Annotated in this window: 22 protein-coding genes; 12 read left to right on the top strand and 10 right to left on the bottom strand. The window is 59.6% G+C overall.

From position 1 onward, the window contains the following. Positions 1-25 precede the first annotated feature (25 nt). Positions 26-319 (bottom strand): hypothetical protein, encoded by a 294-nt coding sequence (locus RVY79_RS00470; protein WP_317462083.1) that lies wholly within the window; start codon positions 317-319, stop codon positions 26-28. Between the two features lie 146 nt (positions 320-465). Here RVY79_RS00470 and RVY79_RS00465 point away from each other — a divergent pair, with 146 nt between their 5' ends. Further along, entirely contained in the window at positions 466-669 is a 204-nt protein-coding gene (locus RVY79_RS00465; RefSeq protein ID WP_317462082.1) for a putative motility protein, read from the top strand. Positions 670-720: 51 nt separating this feature from the next. Here RVY79_RS00465 and RVY79_RS00460 read toward each other — a convergent pair whose 3' ends face one another. The 3 genes from RVY79_RS00460 to RVY79_RS00450 all read right to left on the bottom strand — a co-directional run bounded on the left by RVY79_RS00460 (position 721) and on the right by RVY79_RS00450 (position 2,724). Next, positions 721-1,332, bottom strand: coding sequence for a hypothetical protein (locus tag RVY79_RS00460; protein WP_317462081.1), 612 nt, complete (start codon positions 1,330-1,332; stop codon positions 721-723). A 45-nt stretch (positions 1,333-1,377) separates the two neighbouring features. Continuing rightward, a complete protein-coding gene (locus RVY79_RS00455; RefSeq protein ID WP_317462080.1) occupies positions 1,378-2,148 on the bottom strand; it encodes an HpcH/HpaI aldolase/citrate lyase family protein in 771 nt (256 codons plus the stop codon). Between the two features lie 81 nt (positions 2,149-2,229). Further along, positions 2,230-2,724, bottom strand: a complete 495-nt coding sequence (locus RVY79_RS00450) for an Lrp/AsnC family transcriptional regulator (RefSeq protein WP_317462079.1) — start codon at positions 2,722-2,724, stop codon at positions 2,230-2,232. A gap of 154 nt (positions 2,725-2,878) precedes the next feature. Between RVY79_RS00450 and RVY79_RS00445 the strand changes: the two genes are divergently transcribed. After that, on the top strand, positions 2,879-4,570 hold the full coding sequence (locus RVY79_RS00445) for a 2-isopropylmalate synthase (RefSeq protein ID WP_317462078.1): 1,692 nt from the start codon (positions 2,879-2,881) through the stop codon (positions 4,568-4,570). A 65-nt stretch (positions 4,571-4,635) separates the two neighbouring features. On the opposite strand, the gene RVY79_RS00440 is transcribed toward RVY79_RS00445, so the two are convergent. Together RVY79_RS00440 and RVY79_RS00435 are read right to left on the bottom strand one after the other, a co-directional pair. Further along, positions 4,636-5,616: a tripartite tricarboxylate transporter substrate binding protein gene (locus RVY79_RS00440; protein ID WP_411161690.1), complete on the bottom strand. Its 981-nt coding sequence runs from the start codon at positions 5,614-5,616 to the stop codon at positions 4,636-4,638. Positions 5,617-5,854: 238 nt separating this feature from the next. Next, positions 5,855-6,691 (bottom strand): formate/nitrite transporter family protein, encoded by an 837-nt coding sequence (locus tag RVY79_RS00435; protein ID WP_317462077.1) that lies wholly within the window; start codon positions 6,689-6,691, stop codon positions 5,855-5,857. Between the two features lie 110 nt (positions 6,692-6,801). Between RVY79_RS00435 and RVY79_RS00430 the strand changes: the two genes are divergently transcribed. Next, entirely contained in the window at positions 6,802-7,497 is a 696-nt protein-coding gene (locus RVY79_RS00430; protein WP_317462076.1) for an MgtC/SapB family protein, read from the top strand. A 109-nt stretch (positions 7,498-7,606) separates the two neighbouring features. Here RVY79_RS00430 and RVY79_RS00425 read toward each other — a convergent pair whose 3' ends face one another. Both RVY79_RS00425 and RVY79_RS00420 read right to left on the bottom strand, forming a co-directional pair. Then, entirely contained in the window at positions 7,607-8,173 is a 567-nt protein-coding gene (locus tag RVY79_RS00425; RefSeq protein ID WP_317462075.1) for a FlgO family outer membrane protein, read from the bottom strand. Between the two features lie 14 nt (positions 8,174-8,187). Further along, positions 8,188-8,859 (bottom strand): hypothetical protein, encoded by a 672-nt coding sequence (locus RVY79_RS00420; protein WP_317462074.1) that lies wholly within the window; start codon positions 8,857-8,859, stop codon positions 8,188-8,190. A gap of 244 nt (positions 8,860-9,103) precedes the next feature. On the opposite strand from RVY79_RS00420, the gene RVY79_RS00415 reads away from it, so the two are divergent. From RVY79_RS00415 to RVY79_RS00400, 4 genes are all read left to right on the top strand, one after another. Then, a complete protein-coding gene (locus tag RVY79_RS00415) occupies positions 9,104-10,273 on the top strand; it encodes a multidrug effflux MFS transporter (RefSeq protein ID WP_317462073.1) in 1,170 nt (389 codons plus the stop codon). Between the two features lie 58 nt (positions 10,274-10,331). Continuing rightward, positions 10,332-10,622: a YciI family protein gene (locus RVY79_RS00410; RefSeq protein WP_317462072.1), complete on the top strand. Its 291-nt coding sequence runs from the start codon at positions 10,332-10,334 to the stop codon at positions 10,620-10,622. 73 nt (positions 10,623-10,695) lie between these two features. Continuing rightward, positions 10,696-11,643, top strand: a complete 948-nt coding sequence (gene yegS / locus RVY79_RS00405) for a lipid kinase YegS (RefSeq protein ID WP_317462071.1) — start codon at positions 10,696-10,698, stop codon at positions 11,641-11,643. Positions 11,644-11,924: 281 nt separating this feature from the next. Next, the gene (locus RVY79_RS00400) at positions 11,925-12,320 is read left to right on the top strand and encodes a hypothetical protein (RefSeq protein ID WP_317462070.1); all 396 of its coding nucleotides are present in this window, start codon (positions 11,925-11,927) and stop codon (positions 12,318-12,320) included. Between the two features lie 99 nt (positions 12,321-12,419). On the opposite strand, the gene RVY79_RS00395 is transcribed toward RVY79_RS00400, so the two are convergent. Further along, the gene (locus tag RVY79_RS00395) at positions 12,420-12,626 is read right to left on the bottom strand and encodes a cold-shock protein (RefSeq protein WP_133697939.1); all 207 of its coding nucleotides are present in this window, start codon (positions 12,624-12,626) and stop codon (positions 12,420-12,422) included. Positions 12,627-13,090: 464 nt separating this feature from the next. Here RVY79_RS00395 and RVY79_RS00390 point away from each other — a divergent pair, with 464 nt between their 5' ends. The 3 genes from RVY79_RS00390 to RVY79_RS00380 all read left to right on the top strand — a co-directional run bounded on the left by RVY79_RS00390 (position 13,091) and on the right by RVY79_RS00380 (position 14,867). Beyond that, a complete protein-coding gene (locus RVY79_RS00390; RefSeq protein ID WP_317462069.1) occupies positions 13,091-13,513 on the top strand; it encodes a TM2 domain-containing protein in 423 nt (140 codons plus the stop codon). A 60-nt stretch (positions 13,514-13,573) separates the two neighbouring features. Beyond that, complete coding sequence (locus RVY79_RS00385; protein ID WP_317462068.1) at positions 13,574-14,149, top strand: exopolysaccharide biosynthesis protein; 576 nt, start codon at positions 13,574-13,576, stop codon at positions 14,147-14,149. A 76-nt stretch (positions 14,150-14,225) separates the two neighbouring features. Further along, positions 14,226-14,867 (top strand): LysE family translocator, encoded by a 642-nt coding sequence (locus RVY79_RS00380; RefSeq protein WP_317462067.1) that lies wholly within the window; start codon positions 14,226-14,228, stop codon positions 14,865-14,867. A gap of 54 nt (positions 14,868-14,921) precedes the next feature. On the opposite strand, the gene RVY79_RS00375 is transcribed toward RVY79_RS00380, so the two are convergent. Then, positions 14,922-16,907, bottom strand: a complete 1,986-nt coding sequence (locus tag RVY79_RS00375) for a transglycosylase SLT domain-containing protein (RefSeq protein ID WP_317462066.1) — start codon at positions 16,905-16,907, stop codon at positions 14,922-14,924. Between the two features lie 137 nt (positions 16,908-17,044). Between RVY79_RS00375 and RVY79_RS00370 the strand changes: the two genes are divergently transcribed. Then, positions 17,045-17,377 (top strand): YkvA family protein, encoded by a 333-nt coding sequence (locus RVY79_RS00370; protein ID WP_317462065.1) that lies wholly within the window; start codon positions 17,045-17,047, stop codon positions 17,375-17,377. Between the two features lie 170 nt (positions 17,378-17,547). Then, positions 17,548-19,446 (top strand): molecular chaperone HtpG, encoded by a 1,899-nt coding sequence (htpG, locus tag RVY79_RS00365; RefSeq protein WP_317462064.1) that lies wholly within the window; start codon positions 17,548-17,550, stop codon positions 19,444-19,446. Positions 19,447-19,509: the final 63 nt, after the last annotated feature.

Here is a 19,509-nt window from a genome sequence, read left to right as displayed (position 1 = left end):
GTATGAGCCGTTGCAGCAAAGCGCCTCAGCGGATGAGCCAGCCGAGCACCAGCAAGCCGAGGAACAGCCATACGAGACCGCCGACGAAGCCACGCCGGAGAAGCGCGCGAATCCCCCTGTAAAGCATCCACACGCCGATGATCAGCACCATCAGGTTGATGAGCGAGGAGGAGACGCCCAGCGAACCGGCGAGGCCGTCGAAAAACCGCTCGATGGCTACCCCCAATCCCGCGAACAACGCCGATAGGGCATCGACGATGACGCGCAAGGCATCGCCGAGAAACTCGCCGAGCCAGTGGAAGAATCTGTCGATCTGCATGTCACATCCTTTTTGTGAGCGTGCTTATGTGGGCGTGGCGCCCATGTGCTATTGAGTGCATGGTTGTGGATTGCGAAAGTTTATCGGGAGTCGGCCGATAACCAAAGAGCGTAAAGCGCATTCATTCACTTGAAGGGAGAAGCTTCATGGATTCATCCGTGAATGCAGCAGTAGGCGCTGCGATGGCGTTGCAGCAGCACAACGCCGCTCAGGAGTCGCAGATGAGCCTGCTCAAGGAGTCGCTCAACAACCAGGCGTCACACGTGTCGCAACTGATGGAAGCGGTTTCCCCCCAGCAGTCGCTGGCCGTGACGGGCACTGTGGGTACGCAAGTCAATACCTACGCCTGAGCCTAGGGGGACTGGTCAAGAATGCCGTGGCGCCAAGCGTCGCGGCATTTTTCATGGCAGTGAGAGCCCGTCGTTGATCCCGCGCAGGCGCTGCATGGCGTGGTTGGGAGAGAACGGTGGCTTGCGCGGGGGATCGTAGACCTCGCCGCGGGTGCCGTTGACGATCAGGTCGATGGCATAGCAGGTGTCGTCGATTACAGCTCGGTAGCCCGTAATCTGTTGAAAGTGGCTCATGCCGGCGTCATCGAGCGTGAAGGCCTGGAAATCATGGCCATCGATACGCGCCGTGGGCTGTGAATGAGCGTTGGGTGGCGGTGTCAGGCAGTTGGAGATCGCGTCGACATCGCGGCTCGCGCCCATACGCCAGTGTGCGGTCGTGACGTCGTTGGACCCCGGCAGTGCCAGCGTAATCAGACGCTCGCCAGATGCTTCATCCGCAATCTGCCAACTGCCGGTATCGAAGTAATCCGATTGTGGCGCGGTGACGCGCTCGAGCGAGGCATCGGCGCGTAGTGTGACCGGGTAGGGTGCCAGCGTATAGTTCGTGGTGTCTTCGTTGGCTGGAATAGACGGCGTTTCACGGGGCCCGGGCGTGCAAGCCGCAAGCGATATGGCGGCTCCGAGCGTGGCTAATATCGTGGTGGCGATGAATATCCGTTTCATGCGCGCATTTCCTTGTGTAATAGCGAACATCTATACCGTATCAGTCTATTGGTCGCCCTTGTAGCGTGACACGGTCTCCTTGGCGGCCTGATGCAATAGGCTGATGTCGATACCCACGGCGATGAAGTCGAATCCCCAGTCGGCATAGCGTCTGGCGTCCGCCTCGATGGGGGCCAGGATGCCGGCGGCCTTTCCTGCGGCGTGAGTGGCGTCCAGTGTGTGTCGAATCATTGCCTGGACCTCGGGGTGATTGGGGTTGCCGATATGCCCGATGTCGGTGGATAGATCGAAGGGGCCGACGAACACGGCGTCGATGCCGGGGGTGGCGGCGATGGCCTCGGCATTGTCTACTCCGCTGCGGGATTCCACCTGCACGATCAGGCACAGCTCTTCATGAGCCGTCGCCATGTAGTCTTCCACTTCCCCCCAGCGCGTGGCGCGCGTCAGGCCACCTCCCACGCCGCGAAAACCCTGCGGCGGGTAACGTGTGGCGGCGACCAGTTGAGCTGCCTGCTCGGCGTTATCGACCATTGGAATCATCAGCGTCTGGGTGCCGATGTCGAGCAATTGTTTGATCAGCGCCGGATCATGGTTGACGGTGCGTACGACCGGGGCACAAGAGTAGGCGGCCACGGCCTGCAATTGAGCGAGGATAGTTGGCACGGTGTTGGGCGCATGTTCGCCATCCACCAGCAACCAGTCGAATCCCGTGGTTGCGAGGATCTCCGTGGCGTAGCCAGTGGCGAAACCGGCCCAGCATCCATAGCGTGTATCGCCGGTCAATGACGCCTTGAAGAGGTTGCGGGGCAGTTGCATGGCGCGTGTCCTTTTCTTTAGATGACTATTGCATACAAAAAACGTAACAGTCTTTCGAGTCACCGGCTATTGCACCAGCGTCTAATACGCGGGGACGGGGCGGTGCTCGAGAACTCGGCGCAGGACGAAGCTCGAGTGCGCGCCGGTGACGCCTTCGATACGCGTGATCTGATTGAGCAGCAGATTCTGGTAGTCATCCATGTCATGGACCACGACCTTGAGCTGGTAATCGGCCTCCTGGCCGGTAATCAGCAGGCATTCCTGCACCTGGGGTAGTGCCGCGACCTTGGCTTCGAAGTTGGCGAAACGCTCCGGTGTGTGGCGATCCATGGAGATATGCAAGAGCGCTGTGAGGCTATGCCCCAGCCGTTTGGCATCCACCAGGGCACGATAGCCAGTGATCAGGCCGTTGTCTTCCAGGGCACGCACACGCCGCAGGCAGGGTGAAGGCGACAGGCCGATGCGCTCAGCCAGTTCTTGATTGTTGATACGCCCATGACGCTGGAGTATATCGAGTATCTGGCGGTCATAGCGGTCGAGCGTCCTCATGTCGGCTGGCGTGCTATCTTTTGGCATTATCACTCTCTTTTAGGTTTTATATTGGAATTATATGCTAAAAATTAGCTTGGTCGAGGCTGAGTTTGCAATCGCCTGCGGGCTGGGGCGGCGTAGAATGTGATCATTGCCGCACGCAATGGGCTCGTTCATTCATTTTCACAGGACTGTTGTCATGAGTTGCTTCGACCATCGCAAGTATCGCCCGGCACCGCGTGTGCCTGCCTTCGACCGCCAGTGGCCGGATCGCGACCTGGCGGCGGCGCCGACCTGGGTCAGCGAAGATCTGCGCGATGGTAACCAGGCGCTACTCGAGCCGATGAGCGTCGAACAGAAGCAGCGTTTGTGGCACCAGATCATCAAGGTCGGCATCAAAGAGGTCATGGTCGGCTTTCCGTCGGCCAGTCAGCCCGATTACGATTTCGTGCGCTGGCTGATTGAGGAGGACCAGATCCCCGACGATGTGACCATCGCGGTATTGGTGCAGTGCCGCGAGCATCTGATCGAGCGGACCTTCGCGTCGCTGGTGGGTGCCAAGCGCGCTATCGTACATCTCTACAATTCCACCTCGACCGTGCAGCGTGAGCGCGTGTTCGAGATGGATCGCCAGGGCATCGTCGATATCGCCGTTCAGGGGGCGAGCTGGGTCAAGGCGCATGCCGCGCGTTATCCCGAGGTCGAGTGGCGCTTCGAATACACGCCCGAGAGTTTCTCCAGCACCGAGATCGATTTCTCGCTGGCGATCTGCGAGGCGGTGATGGATGTCTGGCAGCCGACGCCGGAGCAAAAGTGCATTCTCAACCTGCCCACCACGGTCGAGGTGGGCGGCCCCCATCATCATGCCGATCAGATCGAGTATTTCTGCCAGCATATTAGCCGCCGTGACAGCGTGATCATCTCGGTGCATACGCATAACGATCGCGGCGGTGCGGTGGCATCCGCCGAACTCGCCTTGCTGGCCGGCGCCGAGCGTGTCGAAGGCACGTTGCTGGGCAATGGCGAGCGCACCGGCAATATGGACATCGTTACTCTGGCGATGAATCTCTACAGCCAAGGCATCGATCCCGAGCTCGACTTGTCACGTCCCGACGAGATCATCGAGGTGGTGCAGGAATGCACCGGTATTCCCATGCATCCGCGCCATCCCTGGGTGGGGGAAATGGTCTACACCGCGTTTTCCGGCAGTCACCAGGATGCCATTCGCAAGTCGCTCAAAAAGCAGCAGTCGGACGAGCCGTGGCAGGTGGCGTACCTGCCGATCGATCCGCGCGACATCGGGCGCGATTACCAGGCGGTCATTCGCGTCAACAGCCAGTCCGGCAAGGGTGGCATGTCGTTCCTGCTCGAACGTGATTACGGCATCAGCCTGCCGCGCTGGATGGCGCTGGAGCTGGCGCCGGCAGTACAGGCGGTAAGCGAGACGGTAAGTGGCGAACTCTCTAGCCAGCGTATTCGCGAGGTGCTGACCGAGACGTTCACGCAGCGTACTCCGTTGACACTCATCGGCTATCGCCTGGATCGCGACGCCGACGAATGTGTGACGGTGTCGCTAGACGATGCCGGTCGGGCGGTGCGTTTGAGTGGTCAGGGCAACGGGGTTATCTCTGCGTTCATGACCGCTTGGCAAGCCCATACCGGGCAATCGGTGAGCGTCGTCGACTATAGCGAGCACGCATTGGGCGAGGGCAGTGATGCCGTGGCAATTGCCTTCGTGCAACTCAATGTCGCGGGACAGCGTATCAGTGGCATGGCCGAAGACGGTGATACTGTCAGTGCGTCGCTCAAGGCCGTGTTGAGCGCGCTCAATCGCGCGGGACATCAGGGCGCGATGTCAGGGCTGGCGGCCGAGGCCCAGGCCCCGGCGTAGCACGGCAGTTGGTAATGGCCACGACCGCATGAAGAGGAAGGCGGTCGTGGCGCGTCGAATGACGGCTACTGCTTGGCGAGGCCGATACCCTTCATGATCTCACCGAACTTGGCGTCGCTTTCCTTCATGTAGGTACCGAAGGCCTGTGAGTCCTTCCACTGCACACCGTAGCCTTGTTTGGCCATGAATGACTGATACATCTCGCTTTGGTAGGCATCATGCAGGGCGCTTTCCAATTTGGCGACGAGCTCCTCTTCCATGCCTTGGGGGCCGACGACACCGCGCCAGGCACCAGTGGTGAAGTCACTGTCAACCTGCGAGGCCACGGTGGGGACCTCGGGGAAGCGCTCCAGGGGCTCCTCGGCCATCACGCCGAGGCTGCGTACACGTCCGGCTTCGATCATCGAGCGTGCCTCGGGCAATGACGTAGCGGCCATGTCAATGCCGCCGGAGGCAAGTTCGGTCATGGCGGGCGCGGCTCCCTGACTGGGAACCCAGGTAACCTTGTCGGCGGGCATGCCGAGATCCATCAACAACCCGCCCAGAGCGACATGCCAAATACCCCCCAGGCCAGTGCCAGAGGCAGTGAAGGTGCCTGCCGGGGCTTCGCGGATGGCCGTCATCAAATCGTCAAGGTTTTGGTAGTCGGCGTCCTTGGCGACGCTGAGGCTGGCGGCATCGAAGTTGATCTGGCCGATCGGTGTAAAATCCTCGTAAGTGAGGTCGGTCAAGCCCTGCCAGTGCATCATGTTGATCTCGACCGTGCCGAGGCCGAGCGTATAGCCATCCGGCTTGGCGCGTGCAATGGCCGTGTGTCCGACCACACCGCTGCCGCCCGTGCGGTTGACGACATTGATGGTCTCGCCGAGCTCTTCCTCCAGGGCCTTGGCAATGATGCGCGCTGTGGCATCGGTCCCGCCGCCGGCGGCCCAGGGGACGATCAGCGTGATGGGTTTCTCGGGATATTCGGCGAGCGTGGGGGTAGCGAGCCCCATGGCCAGTGCGGCGGCAAGCCAATACGGTGTACGTGGTGTGGCGCGTCCCATTGTTATTGTCCCTCGTCATGGATCCGGTCAGGCCGGATGGGTGGTGTAAGCCATTTAAGCTTTAACAGGCACTCGGGTGCTTCGCTAATGTCGAAACTCTATACGTCGATAACGTTTAGTTATCATTCCGCGCCGCTGAGCGCTATTCGGCGTCTCGCCCGTGAGGGGAGTAAAACGGCATAGACAAATGGACAAGCTCGGCACGCTGCGTGACACGGCGTGCCAAGCGGGTACTCGCTCAGGTGTCGCTGCGAACCTGCGCGTGGCTGATGAGGGCAAAGATGAAGGTGCCGCCGATCAGGTTGCCGGCCAGCGTCGGCAAGGCGAAGTGGAAGAGATATTCTCCTGGGCTGGCCTGGCCGGCGAACATCAGGTACATCACTTCCGTAGACCCTACGATGATATGCGTGAACCCGCCCAGCGCGACGAGGTAGGTGACGATCAGGATGACCCAGATCTTGGCGCCGCCGGCGGCGGGAAGCAGCCAGACCATGGTGGCGATCATCCAGCCGGCGATGATGCCCTTGGCGAACATCTGGCTGCCGGTATTCTCCATGATGTGATGGCCCAGGCTGAGGAAGGCTCGGTGTGTCTCGGCGTCGAACAAGGGCATATAGAGGATTGCATACGCGGAGATTGCCACGCCCACGAGGTTACCGATGAGCACGACGCCCCATAGCCTCAGTAATTTGAGAAAGCGCATGATACGTGGTGTGCTCATGACCGGCAGCACTGCAGTGACGGTGTTTTCGGTAAAAAGCTGCTGGCGAGCGAGGATGACGACCAGAAAGCCGACGGTGTAGCCGAACGACTCGACGAGGTAGCCGATATCGCTATTCGGTAGGCGTGCGTGCAGCAGTCCCTTGGCGAGCATCGAGAAACTCATTGACAGGCCGGCGGCAATCGCCGACCAGAACAATGCCGAAACGGCGCGCTTGAGTTCCGTCTCGCCTTCTTCCCGGATCGATTCATGGACGGCTGCCGCGCGCGACGGCCTGGGACCGCCGTTGAGATGCAGGTCGTGTTCGTCTTCCTCCACCCGGCTGGGTGGCGTGAGATTGGAGGGCTGGCTCACGCGCACAATCCTTCTGTCGAAATATGAAAAACCGCCGTGGATTCGGTGGTATACAGCGGCAGCCGCTATGCTGACACGATAGACGAAAATGCAGGAGAGGGAAGAGGCGAATGCTGGTGGACACAGGGGTGATACTGATGCACTTGGGTACGGCCTGGCTGGCCGGAAGCCTGATCGGGTTGGAGCGTACCTTTCATGGACGTCCCGCAGGGTTTCGCACGCATGCGTTGGTCTGTGTGGCCTCGGCGTTATTGATGTTGGTGACGGTCTATCAGTGGCAGTGGCTGGGAAGCAGTGTGCCGGAGGAGACGATTAGAACCGACCCCACGCGCATGGCACAGGGCATCATGACCGGCATCGGTTTCCTGGGCGCCGGTGTGATTTTCAAGGAAGGGCTGACGGTGCATGGCCTGACAACGGCGGCATCGATCTGGATAACCTCGGCGCTTGGCATACTCTATGGTATTGGCTTTTGGCTGCCGGGGGCGGTGGCTACGGTGCTGACACTGCTGACGCTATCGTTGTTTCGGCTGGTCGAGGCACGCATGCCGAGCCGAATCTTTGCGCGGTGCATCTTGCGCTTCGATAGTCAGCGGGTACTTGACGAGGCGGAGGTCCATGAGCTGATGCGCGCGCATCGGTTTCACATCGAAAGTCTCAGCTACCGCACGCGCGACCAAGGTCGCCAGTTCGAATATCACATGATGCTACGAACGCACGATCATCATTACATCCCGCCGCTGGCCGCTGACCTGCGCGATAACGAGATGCTGCTGGAGTTTCAATTATCGCCGACCAGCGATTGAAGATACCGAAGTTGCCAGCATCGGCGACTGGATGCTGGCAGGCGAGCCCCACTGCGAAGCCCAGGATGCCACCCACCACAAGGAACGCGATGCTATGCCCGAGCCACGCTTACCAGGTGGAGGGCAGCAATGCCCTGAGGTCGTTGTTCAGGGGGACCTCGAAACTCGAGGCGCCCAGGACATGGCGGTCCGCGATGCGTACCAGGCGGGCGTTGACGAATAGGGAATTCTGGCCCCGTGCATAAGTGCCCAACAAGACCGCCTGGGCATCGTGATTGGCACTAAGGCGTTGTACGTTGCGCGATAGGATCAACTCACCGGTATTTTGTTCGATATAGAGGCTATTGCGCATCTTGACCTCGATAACGTTCATGCCGCCCTGGACGAGCTGTGAGGTAAACATTTCCGACAGTGTGCGCCCGAGCGTCGACGATTGGTCCAGTTGGTCAACGTCGACGAAGGTTGTGGCAATGATCGGCGCTTGCTCGCCGAGGTGCTCGCTGGCGGTGGACATCAACTCGTCGGCGGCCTTGTCAACGCGCGTCAGCATACTGGGCTCTGTGGTCGTCGCCTGACGGTTCTGGAGGAGGCTGCAACCGGAGAGAACCAGCAACAGGATGGCCAATGTCAGGAGGCGTAATGTAAGGCGCTCGGTGCGGCGTTGGGTAGATGACATGTCGAGCGATCTCCTCACCAGTCGGATGATAGCGGCAGGCCGGTGTGGCCGTCGGTTTGAGACGCGCCGTAATGCTCACTATCGCCCGCGTTGATGTAATACATGTTCGAGGACGAATAGCGCAGCGTGTCGTACTGACTGACTTGGGTCGTGATGATTATCTCCTGCTGGCCGGTAGTGGTCCAACTACCGCTGAAGGTATCGGCCAGGGCGGCGGCAGGAATTAGGCTCAAGGCGGGTTCGGTCCAGTGATTGAAAGGAATGGTGGCCACGGCGATGCCAGCGGCCAGCGCGGTCAGTGCACCTTGGGGAGGCCGTATGAAGCCGCGATCATCGTAGCTGATGACCTGAACGTCGAAGCTGACATGCGCACTGCCGTCCGGTTGGGTACGAACGATGGCGCCTTGCTCGACCAGCGCACTGGTGAGCAGCGACCGAAACCCACGGCTGAAGGGAGTCTCCTGATCATGCTTCTCGACATAGAGCGGTTTGCCCCACAAGTCGCGCTTGGCGATGATCTCGCGTGCTTCGTGTTGGGCAAGTACATCCCAATGATGCGCGGCCTGCATGCGGTGCTGCTCACTGATCGGATAGGTCGTGGCGATGGGGGCCTGCGAGGTATTGACCTCGAAGCAGCCGCCCAATAGGACGGCGCTTAGCACGACCCCCCAAGTGCGGAATGACATGGCGTTTCCTGTGCGATGGATGATCGGCGGGCATGAGGCGTTGCGTGGCGCATTGCCTGAACCCTTGAACCCTGAAAGAAAGTATCGGCGGCATTGGCTCGTTCTTTAGCCTGGGTCTGAAAAGTGTCTACGGCTGGCGACCGGAGGGCGATGCCTCGGCGGGCAATGGAGTAGGTCATCGACGAGTTGCATCTTGGTGTGTTCGGGGTAAGGTGGCGTTCTTTTTTGCGGCTGCGGAGGTTCCATGTCGGGTGCCCGTTTGCTTCCCTTGCTGGTGGGCTGCGTGATGTTGTCGCCGCTGGCGATCGATATCTATCTGCCGTCGTTGACGGTGATGGCTGAGGCGTTCGATGCTCCGTTCAATCGGTTGCAATTCACAGTGACATTGTTGCTGTTGAGCGTAGGATTGGGGCAGATAATGGTTGGCCCGCTGACCGACCGCTTTGGGCGTCGTCCGGTGCTACTATGCGGTGTGATGGTCTATATGCTGGGTGCGTTGGTGGGCATGACGGCGACGTCACTCGGGCCGCTTTACGTCTCGCGTGTACTGCAGGGCCTGGGGGCTTGCGCGACCATGACGGTTGCCTTCGCGGCCGTCCGTGACTGCTTCACCGCCGAGCAAGGTGCGAAACTATACAGTTATCTCAACGGTGCACTGTGTATCATTCCCGCGTTGGCGCCGGTCATCGGGGGAAGCCTGGCGGTGACCTTCGGTTGGCGCAGCAATTTTGCGTTCATGTTCGCCTTCGCGACGGTGCTGGGCGTGGCCGCCTTATGGCGCTTCGTCGAGACGCGGCCTCGGGATACGGTCATCGAACGTCGCCTCTATCATTGGGCCCGTTATCGGCCGGTGCTGACCAGCGTTCGTTTCGTCTATTTTGCCGGTCTGGCGGGGGTCATCATGTCGACGATCCTGGTCTACGTGTCGAGCGCGCCGGTCATATTGGTGGATCGCCTGGGGCTTTCGGAGCTGGCGTTCAGCGGTTGGTTCGGCGCCAACGCTCTGGTCAACATCGTGGCGTTTTTCTTCGCGCCTCGTATCATCCATCATCTCGGACGTGTCGGAACCGTGCGCCTGGGGCTGGGTCTGATCATCGTCTCGGGTATCTTGCAGGCGCTGATCGTCACGACGCTGCCGCTTTCGGCCATCGGCTTCATGGGCCCGGTAGGTGTGCTCTCCGTGGGGTTTTCATTGGCGCTGGGGGCGGCCTCGAGCCTGGCACTCGAGCCATTTCGTGAACGCGCCGGGACGGCGGCAGCCTTGCTAGGCGCCTTGCAGTTGGGCGGTGGTGCGTTGTTGGCTACATTATTGCTGGCGACGCCGCTGGCGCCGCAATGGGCCTTGGCAATGATTGCCATCGTGCTGGTCTCACCCTTGCTGTGGCTTTCCTGGCGAGTGGCGCCGGCGGCATGAGTTTGTAAGGATACGAGTGGCAAAGAGGCGTGCCCGAGGCAGAGATCAAGGAGCAGGCATGTTCATCGTATCATTGGAGTATGTGGTCGACCCTGACGCGGTCGAGCCGTATCGCATGGCGCACATGGCCTGGGTGCGTCAAGGATTCGAGCGCGGCGTATTCATTGCCTCGGGGCGTAAATCGCCGCCAAGCGGCGGTATCATTCTGGCTCGGGCGGCCTCGCGGGAGCGTTTGACGACCTGGCTTGATGAGGACCCTTTTATCGTCGCTGGTGTGGCGCAATATCATGTCGAGGAATTCCTGCCGACGACGGTAGGTGATGGTTTCGAGGTGCTCAAGGGAATATGAGGCCCCGGTGGTGCACGATGCACATGACGAGACGAGAGGCAGGTGTGTCTCAAGGAACGAGGATGATGATGCGATGAGTGAAGTAATCCAGCCTGACGCACGTGATGGCGACGCATGGCTGATTCTAAATGGTAAATCCGCTCAGCTTCCGGATGTTCGTGGGGCGGTGGAGCGCGTACGTGAAGAAGGTCACCACTTAGCGGTGCGGGTGACTTGGGAGGCCGGAGATGGTGTGCGTCTGGCGCGGGAGGCCAGTGAAGCGGGTATTCAGCGCATCATTGCCGGTGGCGGCGACGGAACGGTCAACGAGATCGTCGGTGGCTTGATGCAATTGGTTCAGGAGGCACGGCCGACCCTTGGCATTCTACCGCTGGGAAGTGCGAATGATTTCGCGCGCGGCCTGGAGCTGCCTTTAGAGCCACTCGAGGCGCTACGCGTGGCACTGGATGCCAAACCCCACCTGGTAGATGTCGGCAGCTTGGGTGGCGATTATTTCATCAATCTAGCCTCCGGTGGCTTCGGCGCTCAGATCACCAACTCGACACCGGCTCCGCTCAAGCGACTTCTGGGAGGCGGCGCCTACTCGTTGATGGGCATGCTCAAGGCTTGGAATTATCAGCCCTACCGGGGGCGTTTGCGGCTCCCCGAGGGCGAGCGGAATATTCCCTTGTTCTTGCTTGCGCTCGGCAATGGGAGCCAGGCAGGGGGCGGTCAGCAGCTGGCGCCCCTGGCCAAGGTCGATGATGGTTTAATGGAATTACTCATCGTGCGCCATTTTACTTCGCTCAGGGAAATGAAGCAGCTGATCGATGAACTCGAGAACCTTCCCGAAAGCGGTGATTTCGTCGAATACATGCAGGTGCCTTGGGTAGAATTCGAGGGCGAGGCTGCCTTGCCGCTGAATCTCGACGGCGAGCCGTGTTTCCACAAGCATTTTCGTGCCGAGTTGGTGCCCGGGGCCCTTTCCCTGGCGGTGCCCGCCTCCTCCGCACTGCTCTCTCATGGGAGCGTTGGCGGCTGAGACATGCCACATGCACGAGGCGTTCCACGGCGCCGGCGGTTGGAAAGCAGGCTCATGAGCCCCACGTTAAAGTGTAGTGTTACGCTCACGGATACGATGACCCAGAGTGCAAGGCACTGATGAAGCGGTGCGTCACCGAGCAGCCCCAGATCGGGTATGAAGATATTGGCAAGTCCGTTATATAGGGCTTGCTAACCCATGTACCATGAGACCGGATAGCCTCATGGACTTAAGGAGAGAGCCGTCCTGCGGCACAAATGAGCGACTCAAGGAGAGAAATGATGACGTGTAAACAAGGGATGATGAGTGCGTTGGCATTGGTGATGTCACTTGGCCTGACGGCCTGCGATAGCGGTGACGACCCCGCTCAGGAGGCGGCCGATAGTAGTGAACAGGCCGTTGAAGAAACCCAGCAAGCCGCCGATGAGGCTGGCGATCAAATGCAGGAAATGAGCGACAACGCGGCGGAAGAAACGTCCGAGGCCATGAACGAGACGGGAGACGCGCTCGAAAACGCTCAGGAAAATACGGCGGAAGCGGTTGAGCAGGCCGGCGATGAACTGAGTGACGCTGCTGCAGAAACGCAAGCGGCAGCCGATAACATGACCGATCAGGCGGCCCAGGAGATGAATGAGGCCGCCGACGAGATGGACAAGACGGGCGACACTGCGAATTAATCCCCAGGTTGGATAACGCGGATACAAAAGAGCCCACCGTCAGGTGGGCTCATGCGTTCGGAGTCCGGTATCGGTCTCACGACCGCTTGGGCGTCGGTATTAGTCGACCACCTTGATGTTGGACGCCTGCAGGCCTTTCTTGCCCTGTGTGACCTCAAAGCTCACTTTTTGGCCATCCTGCAGCGTTTTGAAGCCTTCAGCCTGGATCTCGGAGAAGTGTGCGAACAGATCATCGCCACCATCTTCCGGAGAGATGAAGCCGTAGCCTTTGGTGTCGTTGAACCATTTGACAGTGCCAGTTGCCATTTCGAATTCCTTAACTTGCGAAGTAGTGATGCAGGCCGACCCATTGGCGACCATGGTACGTGGGTAATACAAGGAGGGAATGCGCAAGGGACATCGAGAATTCGATTAGCAGCTGACGACATTCGACTTGCAAACCTACGCAACGGAGAATGCATGAGCCCCGGGTATGCGTCAAGCTTCTTACTGAAGGGCTTTTCCCGGTATCATGCACCGCATATGCACCATAGATCGAAAACTCGGGGGCGTCCAGAACGTCGGTGCGGTACGCCGTGGGTAACACGCGATGTCTTGATAGAAGGCATTATGTCGGCGCCAAGGACTCGCATGGCGAGTCCGTGCTTGCCAGGCGGCAAGCGTCAACGGCGCGGCGGGAACCTTGGCGTGATCTGGGCGTCTGTCATGGCGATTTCGCACCTTGGAGAAGGGGGCGTATCGAGCTAGTCCCATTTTGGAGGAGTTGTCACGTGTCCCATACCGCCGTCGCTGCGAACGATACGCATAGCAAGGTCGTGGGCTATCTGTTGTGGGTGTTTGGCTTTACCGGCTCGCACCGCTTTTACTATGGCAAGCCCATCACCGGCACGATCTGGTTTTTCACGCTAGGCCTGCTGGGCATTGGCTGGTTGATCGACTTCTTTCTGATTCCGTTGATGGATCGTCAGGCGGATCTGCGTTTTCAGGTGGGCCCTACCAGCTACACCCTTGCCTGGATACTACTGACCTTTTTGGGGATCTTCGGTCTGCATCGCATGTATATGGGGAAATGGTTGACCGGATTATTGTATCTCGTTACCGGTGGGCTGTTCTTGCTGGGTGTTCTGTACGATTTTTGGACGCTCAATGAGCAAATCTCGATGAAGCATGCCAAGCGTGGTCTGTTCGGCTGACAGTATGTTGCCCATCGCTGTCAGCGGACGTTATCGGTCGCATTCAAGGAGTAGTCGCGCATGGAATCGCGCACCAGTCTGACCCAGTTACTAGAAACGCTCGACGAGGCCAATGGTGGCAAGACCATCCGCCTGCAGGATGTCGTAGAGACGTTTCGCTCGCGGGGCTTCGGCCCCTTGATTACATTGCCAGCGTTGATTGCTTTGTTGCCGACGGGTGCCATCCCAGGCGTTCCGTCCCTATGTGGTATGTTCATCACGTTGATCGCCGTGCAGCAATTGTGCGGACGGCGATCTCCGTGGCTGCCGAAAAAACTCCGTGAGCGGGGTGTCAGCCATGCCAAGCTGCATCGCGCGGTGGCGTGGGCGCGGCCCTGGACGCAACGTATCGACAAGCTGCTGGCGCAACGCTTGACAATCTTGCAGCAACCCGCCGCGCACCGACTCGTTGCGGTTATCGTGATGGTATTGGCGCTGGGCATGATCCCCCTGGAATTACTCCCTTTCGCAGCGGCATTGCCGGCGTTGGCGATCACGATTCTCGGGCTGGGCATGGCCGCAGACGATGGCCTGTTGCTGTTGGTCGGATTGCTGGTCACGTTGGGCGTGGCCATATGCGCCTTCTGGCTCTGGTAGAAATGCGTCCCGCATAGTATGTCCGGTACCAGGCGTCGCTATCGCGGCTTTCCACGCTTCCATTTGGGAAACAGGTATGTTCTTCGACACCCAGTTCTGGCCTTTTTTGGTCGCTATCACATTACTTACCCTGACGCCGGGCGTGGACACATTGCTCGTCATCCGCAATACCTCGCGCGGCGGGGTGCGTGATGGCGTGCTGACCAGCATGGCGATCTGCTCCGGGTTGTTCGTGCATGCCACTGTCTCGGCGCTTGGCATCTCGTTGATCCTGTTGCAATCGGCATGGGCCTTTAACGCGCTCAAGCTGCTCGGCGCGGGGTACTTGATCTGGTTGGGAGTCAGGAGCTTGGCCAGCGCTCGCCGAGGTGGTGGCTTGCCGGTGGCCGACATGGGCGTGCACAAGGAGCGAGTCAGTACTTGGGTGTCATTGCGTGAAGGCTTTCTTTCCAATGTGCTCAATCCCAAGACGGTGGTGTTCTACATGGCGTTTCTGCCACAGTTCATTGCGCCAGGCGACCCTGCGCTGGCCAAGTCGTTGTGGCTTGCGAGCGTGCACTTCGTGATCGCCAATATATGGCAGTTGGGGATGGTGCTGATGGTGGGGAGTGCCGCTAGATGGCTGGCCAAACGTTGGGTTTCACGCATGATGGAAGGGGCCACCGGCACGGTGTTGGTACTCTTCGGTGTCAAGCTGGCACTGGCACAGCGTCCCTGAGCACGCCTGAGTCAAGCACCGACGCCCCGCAAGGCAGGGCGTCGGCGCATGCATTCAAGGATTGCGCGCCAAGAGTGTGGCGTCGTAGGCGCCTTCGCGTTCGGCCTGGGTCAATAGAGCAACGCCTTGCGTATCGCCGTGCTTGGCAAGGCTCTCGAAAATGACACGATAGGTTAGTACGGCTTGTACATAGGCGCGGGTTTCGTGAAAGGGAATGCTTTCGACGAAGAGGTCGAAAGCATCGGGCGAATCGCGCAGCCAGCGATCGACTCGGCTGGGACCGGCATTGTAGGCTGCTGCCGCTGCGATGCGGTTGCCCCGATAACGTTCCAGCATGTCGCGAATGTAGGCGCTTCCCAAGCGGATGTTGGTAGCCGGTTCGAAGAGTTCGCCAAGGCTGGGCGCTTCGATATCCAACTGGCGGCTGACATGGTCGGCGGTACTCGGCATCAATTGCATGAGTCCACGCGCGCCGACTGGCGAGACCGCTTGGCGATTGAAGGCACTCTCACGCCGTGAAATCGCCATCAGCAGGTAAGGGTCGACACCATTGCGCTGCCCCCACTGCGTAAAGGCTGCTTGATAAGCGGGAGGAAAGCGCCAAGCGAGCGCATCCCACTGTTCAGCGATAATCGCGCCGTGTATGGAGAGGTTATACCAACCTTTATCGAGTGCATATGCATTGAGCACGGCAGCCTCGGTCGCACTTGCTCGATTAATGGCATGGAACCATTCGCTACGTGCAAGACCAAGTTCGCCAATACGTCGCAGCGCTTCGCTGCGTTTGACGACAGGTCGCATGGCGACCAGTTCTTTTTGCAGTGGCGTCAAGTCAGGCATATTCATGTCGAGGTCATACGGTTGACCGAGCTTGTCGGCAGCGGCGTAAGCGAAGAAGCTGCGGGCGTTGGCGGCAAGCTGCCAAGCGGCACGTGCGGCAGCGGTGTTGCCGCGTTGGTTGAGCGCGCGGCCCAGCCAGTATTGCCAATGCGCTTCCTGGCGGGTGGCTTCCGGCATGGCATCGATCCAGTCGATGACCTCGCCCCAGTCCCGTGCCGCTAGTGCATTGCGTACACGTAGCTCGAAGAGATCGGCATCCGCGAGGCGAGGGAGGATGCTATCGACCCAGCCCGCGTTGTTGTCGATATTGCGGACCATGGAGTAAAACGCCAGGTCATGCTCTATCTCATGGCGCTGCGCATCGTTGAGGGGGATGTGTGGGCTGATTTTGCGCCAGGCTTCGAGAGCAGCTTCCGTGTCGGCGCGCGTGAAGTTATGCATGGCGGCGGTGAACAGCGCGCCGCTGCCTTGTCCTTGGGGACCGATAGCGGTGGGGATCTCGGTGATGGCCGCGTAATTGCTGCGTAGGCGCTCGAGGGCACCGATGCCGGCTTGCCACTGAGGCCCTAGAAGGCCGCTCAGATAATCGACCAACCCACTTTCGCCGTTCTGCCAGGCGAGCGTCAGCCGCGTCCAGATGTCGCCTTCGTCGATGTCGCCGCGTGCGCGCAGCGTATCGAAAAGCGGGTTACATTCACTGGGCTGCGAGTGTCCAACCTGCCATAGCGACCGCCCGCCTTCTGCTGCTTTCTCGGGGGCACGGTCGAGTAATGCCGTGTAGTAGTAACATTGACGGATGGTGCCCGGCGGTTCGCCATCGCTGATGGCCAGCAGGTCAGCGAAGCGCCCATCGCGGCCGAAGGCGATCTGTGCCTGACCACGCATCCAGCTCGATAAGGGCGAGTCGGCATAGCGCGAAAGATAACGCTGTATTTCTAGCGCCGTAACATCCGGCAAACGCGATTTAAGGCGATGGTATTCCACGTAACCCGCCAACACGTGATTGTCGACGGCCGCGTCATCGATGCGTGACCAGCGATGCTCGCGGGCGGCATCGAGCGCGTCCTTCATGGCCCGGTCCTCGGGCACAAGCGTTTGCGTGTCGGGTTGTGCCTGGGCGCTTATGGTGTGAAATGCCAGACTCAGCGTGGTCGCCGAGAGTAGTGCCATCCAACGGCGACGAAATCGCGATGCGAGCATCTTGCATGTCTCCTTGCTTGCCTGGCGGGATAATGATCTGATCATCCTCGCTCAGTGAACACGTCTTGGGTAGTGTTGCCGAAAGACGACACCCGCATGATGACGCCAGCAAGAAAGCAACGCCAAGGAGGCATGCCATGAAATTCATGCGAGAACTGGCCCGCTGGTCGCGGTTCAAGCAACGCAGTGGGGCGCTGATGCGTATCGCCCGCGCGCTGCGAGTATTCGTCCCCATGCTGAGAGACGTGACTGCCGGTCGCTATCGCCCCGTGCCCTGGACGGCGTGTGGTTGGATGGCGGCGGCGCTGGCTTATCTGATCATGCCTTTCGATATCATTCCCGATTTTCTGATGCTCATCGGGGTGGTCGATGACGTCTTCATCGTCGGCTGGTTACTGACTCGCGTCGACGATTCGCTAGCGCCTTATCGCCGCTGGAAGGGCATTGATCCACCCGATACCGCGCCCTGAAGATGAAGTGGCATTACCTCGACCCCATACCCGTCGCGCACGTCTGTGCATTCCCCCCAAGCGCTTGAAAAGTCTCGCGCGGCCCCCATATCGATGCGCATGACGACATCTATCGTCACATTCTTCACCGTTTAACATGCATGCGTTATGGCCACAGGGGAATTTCGACCATGACTACCGCCGCTCAAGCCGAAACAATGGGCTTTCAGACCGAAGTCAAACAGTTGTTGCAGCTGATGATTCACTCCCTGTATTCCAACCGGGAGATCTTTCTGCGCGAGCTGATTTCCAATGCCGCGGATGCCTGCGACAAGTTGCGCTACGAAGCGTTGGACAATGACGCACTGTACGGCAATGACAGCGAGTTGCGCGTCGAGATCGAGCACGATGCCGAGGCGGGCACCGTCACCGTGCGTGACAACGGCATCGGGATGAGCCGCGACGAGGTAATCCAGAACCTGGGCACTATCGCACGCAGCGGCACGGCGGAATTTCTCCAGCAGCTCTCCGGCGAGAAACAGAAAGATGCCAAGCTGATCGGGCAGTTCGGTGTGGGCTTCTATTCCGGCTTCATCGTCTCCGACGAGATCACCGTGCGCACGCGCCGGGTCGATCATCAACAGGGCGTAGAATGGCATTCCCGGGGTGAGGGCGAGTTCGATATCGCCGATATCGACAAGCCTGAGCGTGGCACCGAGATCGTGTTGCACTTGAAGGAAGACGCCAAGGAATTCGCCGACGCCGAACGCCTCAAGCATCTTGTGCGTACCTATTCCGATCACATCGAAGTGCCGGTGCGTATGCCCAAGGTCGAGAAGGCCCACGATGAAGAAGGTAACGAGATCGAGGGCAGCGAAACCGTCACCTGGGAAACCGTCAACGAGGCGACCGCGCTGTGGGTACGGCCCAAGGAAGAAATCAGCGACGACGAATACAAGGCGTTCTACAAGCACGTGGCGCATGATTTCAGCGATCCGCTGATCTGGAGCCATAACAAGGTCGAAGGCACGCTCGAATATACCAGCCTGCTTTACGTGCCGGGGCGTGCGCCGTTCGACCTCTATCAGCGCGAAGGCGTGCGCGGGCTCAAGCTCTACGCGCAGCGCGTGTTCATCATGGATGACGCCGAGCAGTTCCTGCCGCTGTACCTGCGCTTCATCAAGGGCGTGATCGATTCCAAGGATCTGTCGCTGAACATCTCGCGCGAGCTGTTGCAAAAAGATCCCCAGGTCGACAAGCTCAAGTCCGCCCTGACCAAGCGTTCGTTGGACATGCTCAAGAAGCTGGCCAAGGACGAGGCCGCCTATCAGACGTTCTGGAATGCTTTCGGTAACGTACTCAAGGAAGGGCCGGCGGAAGACTTCGCCAACCGCGACAAGATCGCCGAGTTGCTGCGCTTCTCCTCCACGAACACCGACAGTGCCACGCAGGATCAGTCGCTGGCCGGCTATGTGGAGCGCATGAAGGAAGGCCAGCAGAAGATCTATTATCTGGTGGCCGATGGTTTCAATGCGGCCAGCCATAGCCCGCACCTGGAAATCTTCCGCAAGAAGGGCATCGAGGTGCTGCTGTTGCACGATCGTATCGATGAGTGGCTGATGAGCCATCTCACCGAATACGACGGCAAGTCATTCGCCGATGTTGCCAAGGGCGATCTCGATCTCGACGAGATGGCCGACGAGGAAGAAAAGAAAGCGCAGGAAGAGACGGCCAAGGCCAAGGCGCCGTTGCTCGAGCGCGTCAAGGCGGCGCTGGGCGATGAGGTGCAGGAAGTGCGTATCACTCACCGCCTGACCGATTCGCCGGCCTGCGTGGTGCTTTCCGAACACGACATGGGCTATCAGATGCGGCGTCTCATGGAAGCGGCGGGGCAGCCGTTGCCGGAGGTCAAGCCGATCCTCGAGCTCAACCCCGAGCATGGGCTGGTGACACGCCTGGAAGGCGCCGACGAGTCCAGGTTCGACGACCTCGCGCGGGTTCTTCTCGATCAGGCGATCATCGCCGAAGGGGGACACCTCGAGGACCCCGCCACCTATGTCCAGCGTCTCAACAAGCTCTTGAGCAGCTGATTGGAGTTGGCGTTCGCTTACCGGGCCGGCCGCATGAGCCGGCCCGGTTCGTTTTGATGCCAG

Source organism: Chromohalobacter sp. HP20-39 (assembly GCF_033052815.1).
In the GTDB taxonomy this organism is placed as follows: Bacteria; Pseudomonadota; Gammaproteobacteria; order Pseudomonadales; family Halomonadaceae; genus Chromohalobacter.
Note: the sequence above shows the minus strand (reverse complement) of the source record. Positions and strands in the feature narration are given on the sequence as shown.

Bases quoted from the DNA above. Each gene is read 5' to 3' on its own strand.
- RVY79_RS00470 (WP_317462083.1), bottom strand. From the start codon at position 319: ATGCAGATCGACAGATTCTTCCACTGGCTCGGCGAGTTTCTCGGCGAT.
- RVY79_RS00465 (WP_317462082.1), top strand. From the start codon at position 466: ATGGATTCATCCGTGAATGCAGCAGTAGGCGCTGCGATGGCGTTGCAG.
- RVY79_RS00460 (WP_317462081.1), bottom strand. From the start codon at position 1,332: ATGAAACGGATATTCATCGCCACCACGATATTAGCCACGCTCGGAGCC.
- RVY79_RS00455 (WP_317462080.1), bottom strand. From the start codon at position 2,148: ATGCAACTGCCCCGCAACCTCTTCAAGGCGTCATTGACCGGCGATACA.
- RVY79_RS00450 (WP_317462079.1), bottom strand. From the start codon at position 2,724: ATGCCAAAAGATAGCACGCCAGCCGACATGAGGACGCTCGACCGCTAT.
- RVY79_RS00445 (WP_317462078.1), top strand. From the start codon at position 2,879: ATGAGTTGCTTCGACCATCGCAAGTATCGCCCGGCACCGCGTGTGCCT.
- RVY79_RS00440 (WP_411161690.1), bottom strand. From the start codon at position 5,616: ATGGGACGCGCCACACCACGTACACCGTATTGGCTTGCCGCCGCACTG.
- RVY79_RS00430 (WP_317462076.1), top strand. From the start codon at position 6,802: ATGCTGGTGGACACAGGGGTGATACTGATGCACTTGGGTACGGCCTGG.
- RVY79_RS00425 (WP_317462075.1), bottom strand. From the start codon at position 8,173: ATGTCATCTACCCAACGCCGCACCGAGCGCCTTACATTACGCCTCCTG.
- RVY79_RS00420 (WP_317462074.1), bottom strand. From the start codon at position 8,859: ATGTCATTCCGCACTTGGGGGGTCGTGCTAAGCGCCGTCCTATTGGGC.
- RVY79_RS00415 (WP_317462073.1), top strand. From the start codon at position 9,104: ATGTCGGGTGCCCGTTTGCTTCCCTTGCTGGTGGGCTGCGTGATGTTG.
- RVY79_RS00410 (WP_317462072.1), top strand. From the start codon at position 10,332: ATGTTCATCGTATCATTGGAGTATGTGGTCGACCCTGACGCGGTCGAG.
- yegS (WP_317462071.1), top strand. From the start codon at position 10,696: ATGAGTGAAGTAATCCAGCCTGACGCACGTGATGGCGACGCATGGCTG.
- RVY79_RS00400 (WP_317462070.1), top strand. From the start codon at position 11,925: ATGACGTGTAAACAAGGGATGATGAGTGCGTTGGCATTGGTGATGTCA.
- RVY79_RS00395 (WP_133697939.1), bottom strand. From the start codon at position 12,626: ATGGCAACTGGCACTGTCAAATGGTTCAACGACACCAAAGGCTACGGC.
- RVY79_RS00385 (WP_317462068.1), top strand. From the start codon at position 13,574: ATGGAATCGCGCACCAGTCTGACCCAGTTACTAGAAACGCTCGACGAG.
- RVY79_RS00380 (WP_317462067.1), top strand. From the start codon at position 14,226: ATGTTCTTCGACACCCAGTTCTGGCCTTTTTTGGTCGCTATCACATTA.
- RVY79_RS00375 (WP_317462066.1), bottom strand. From the start codon at position 16,907: ATGCTCGCATCGCGATTTCGTCGCCGTTGGATGGCACTACTCTCGGCG.
- RVY79_RS00370 (WP_317462065.1), top strand. From the start codon at position 17,045: ATGAAATTCATGCGAGAACTGGCCCGCTGGTCGCGGTTCAAGCAACGC.
- htpG (WP_317462064.1), top strand. From the start codon at position 17,548: ATGACTACCGCCGCTCAAGCCGAAACAATGGGCTTTCAGACCGAAGTC.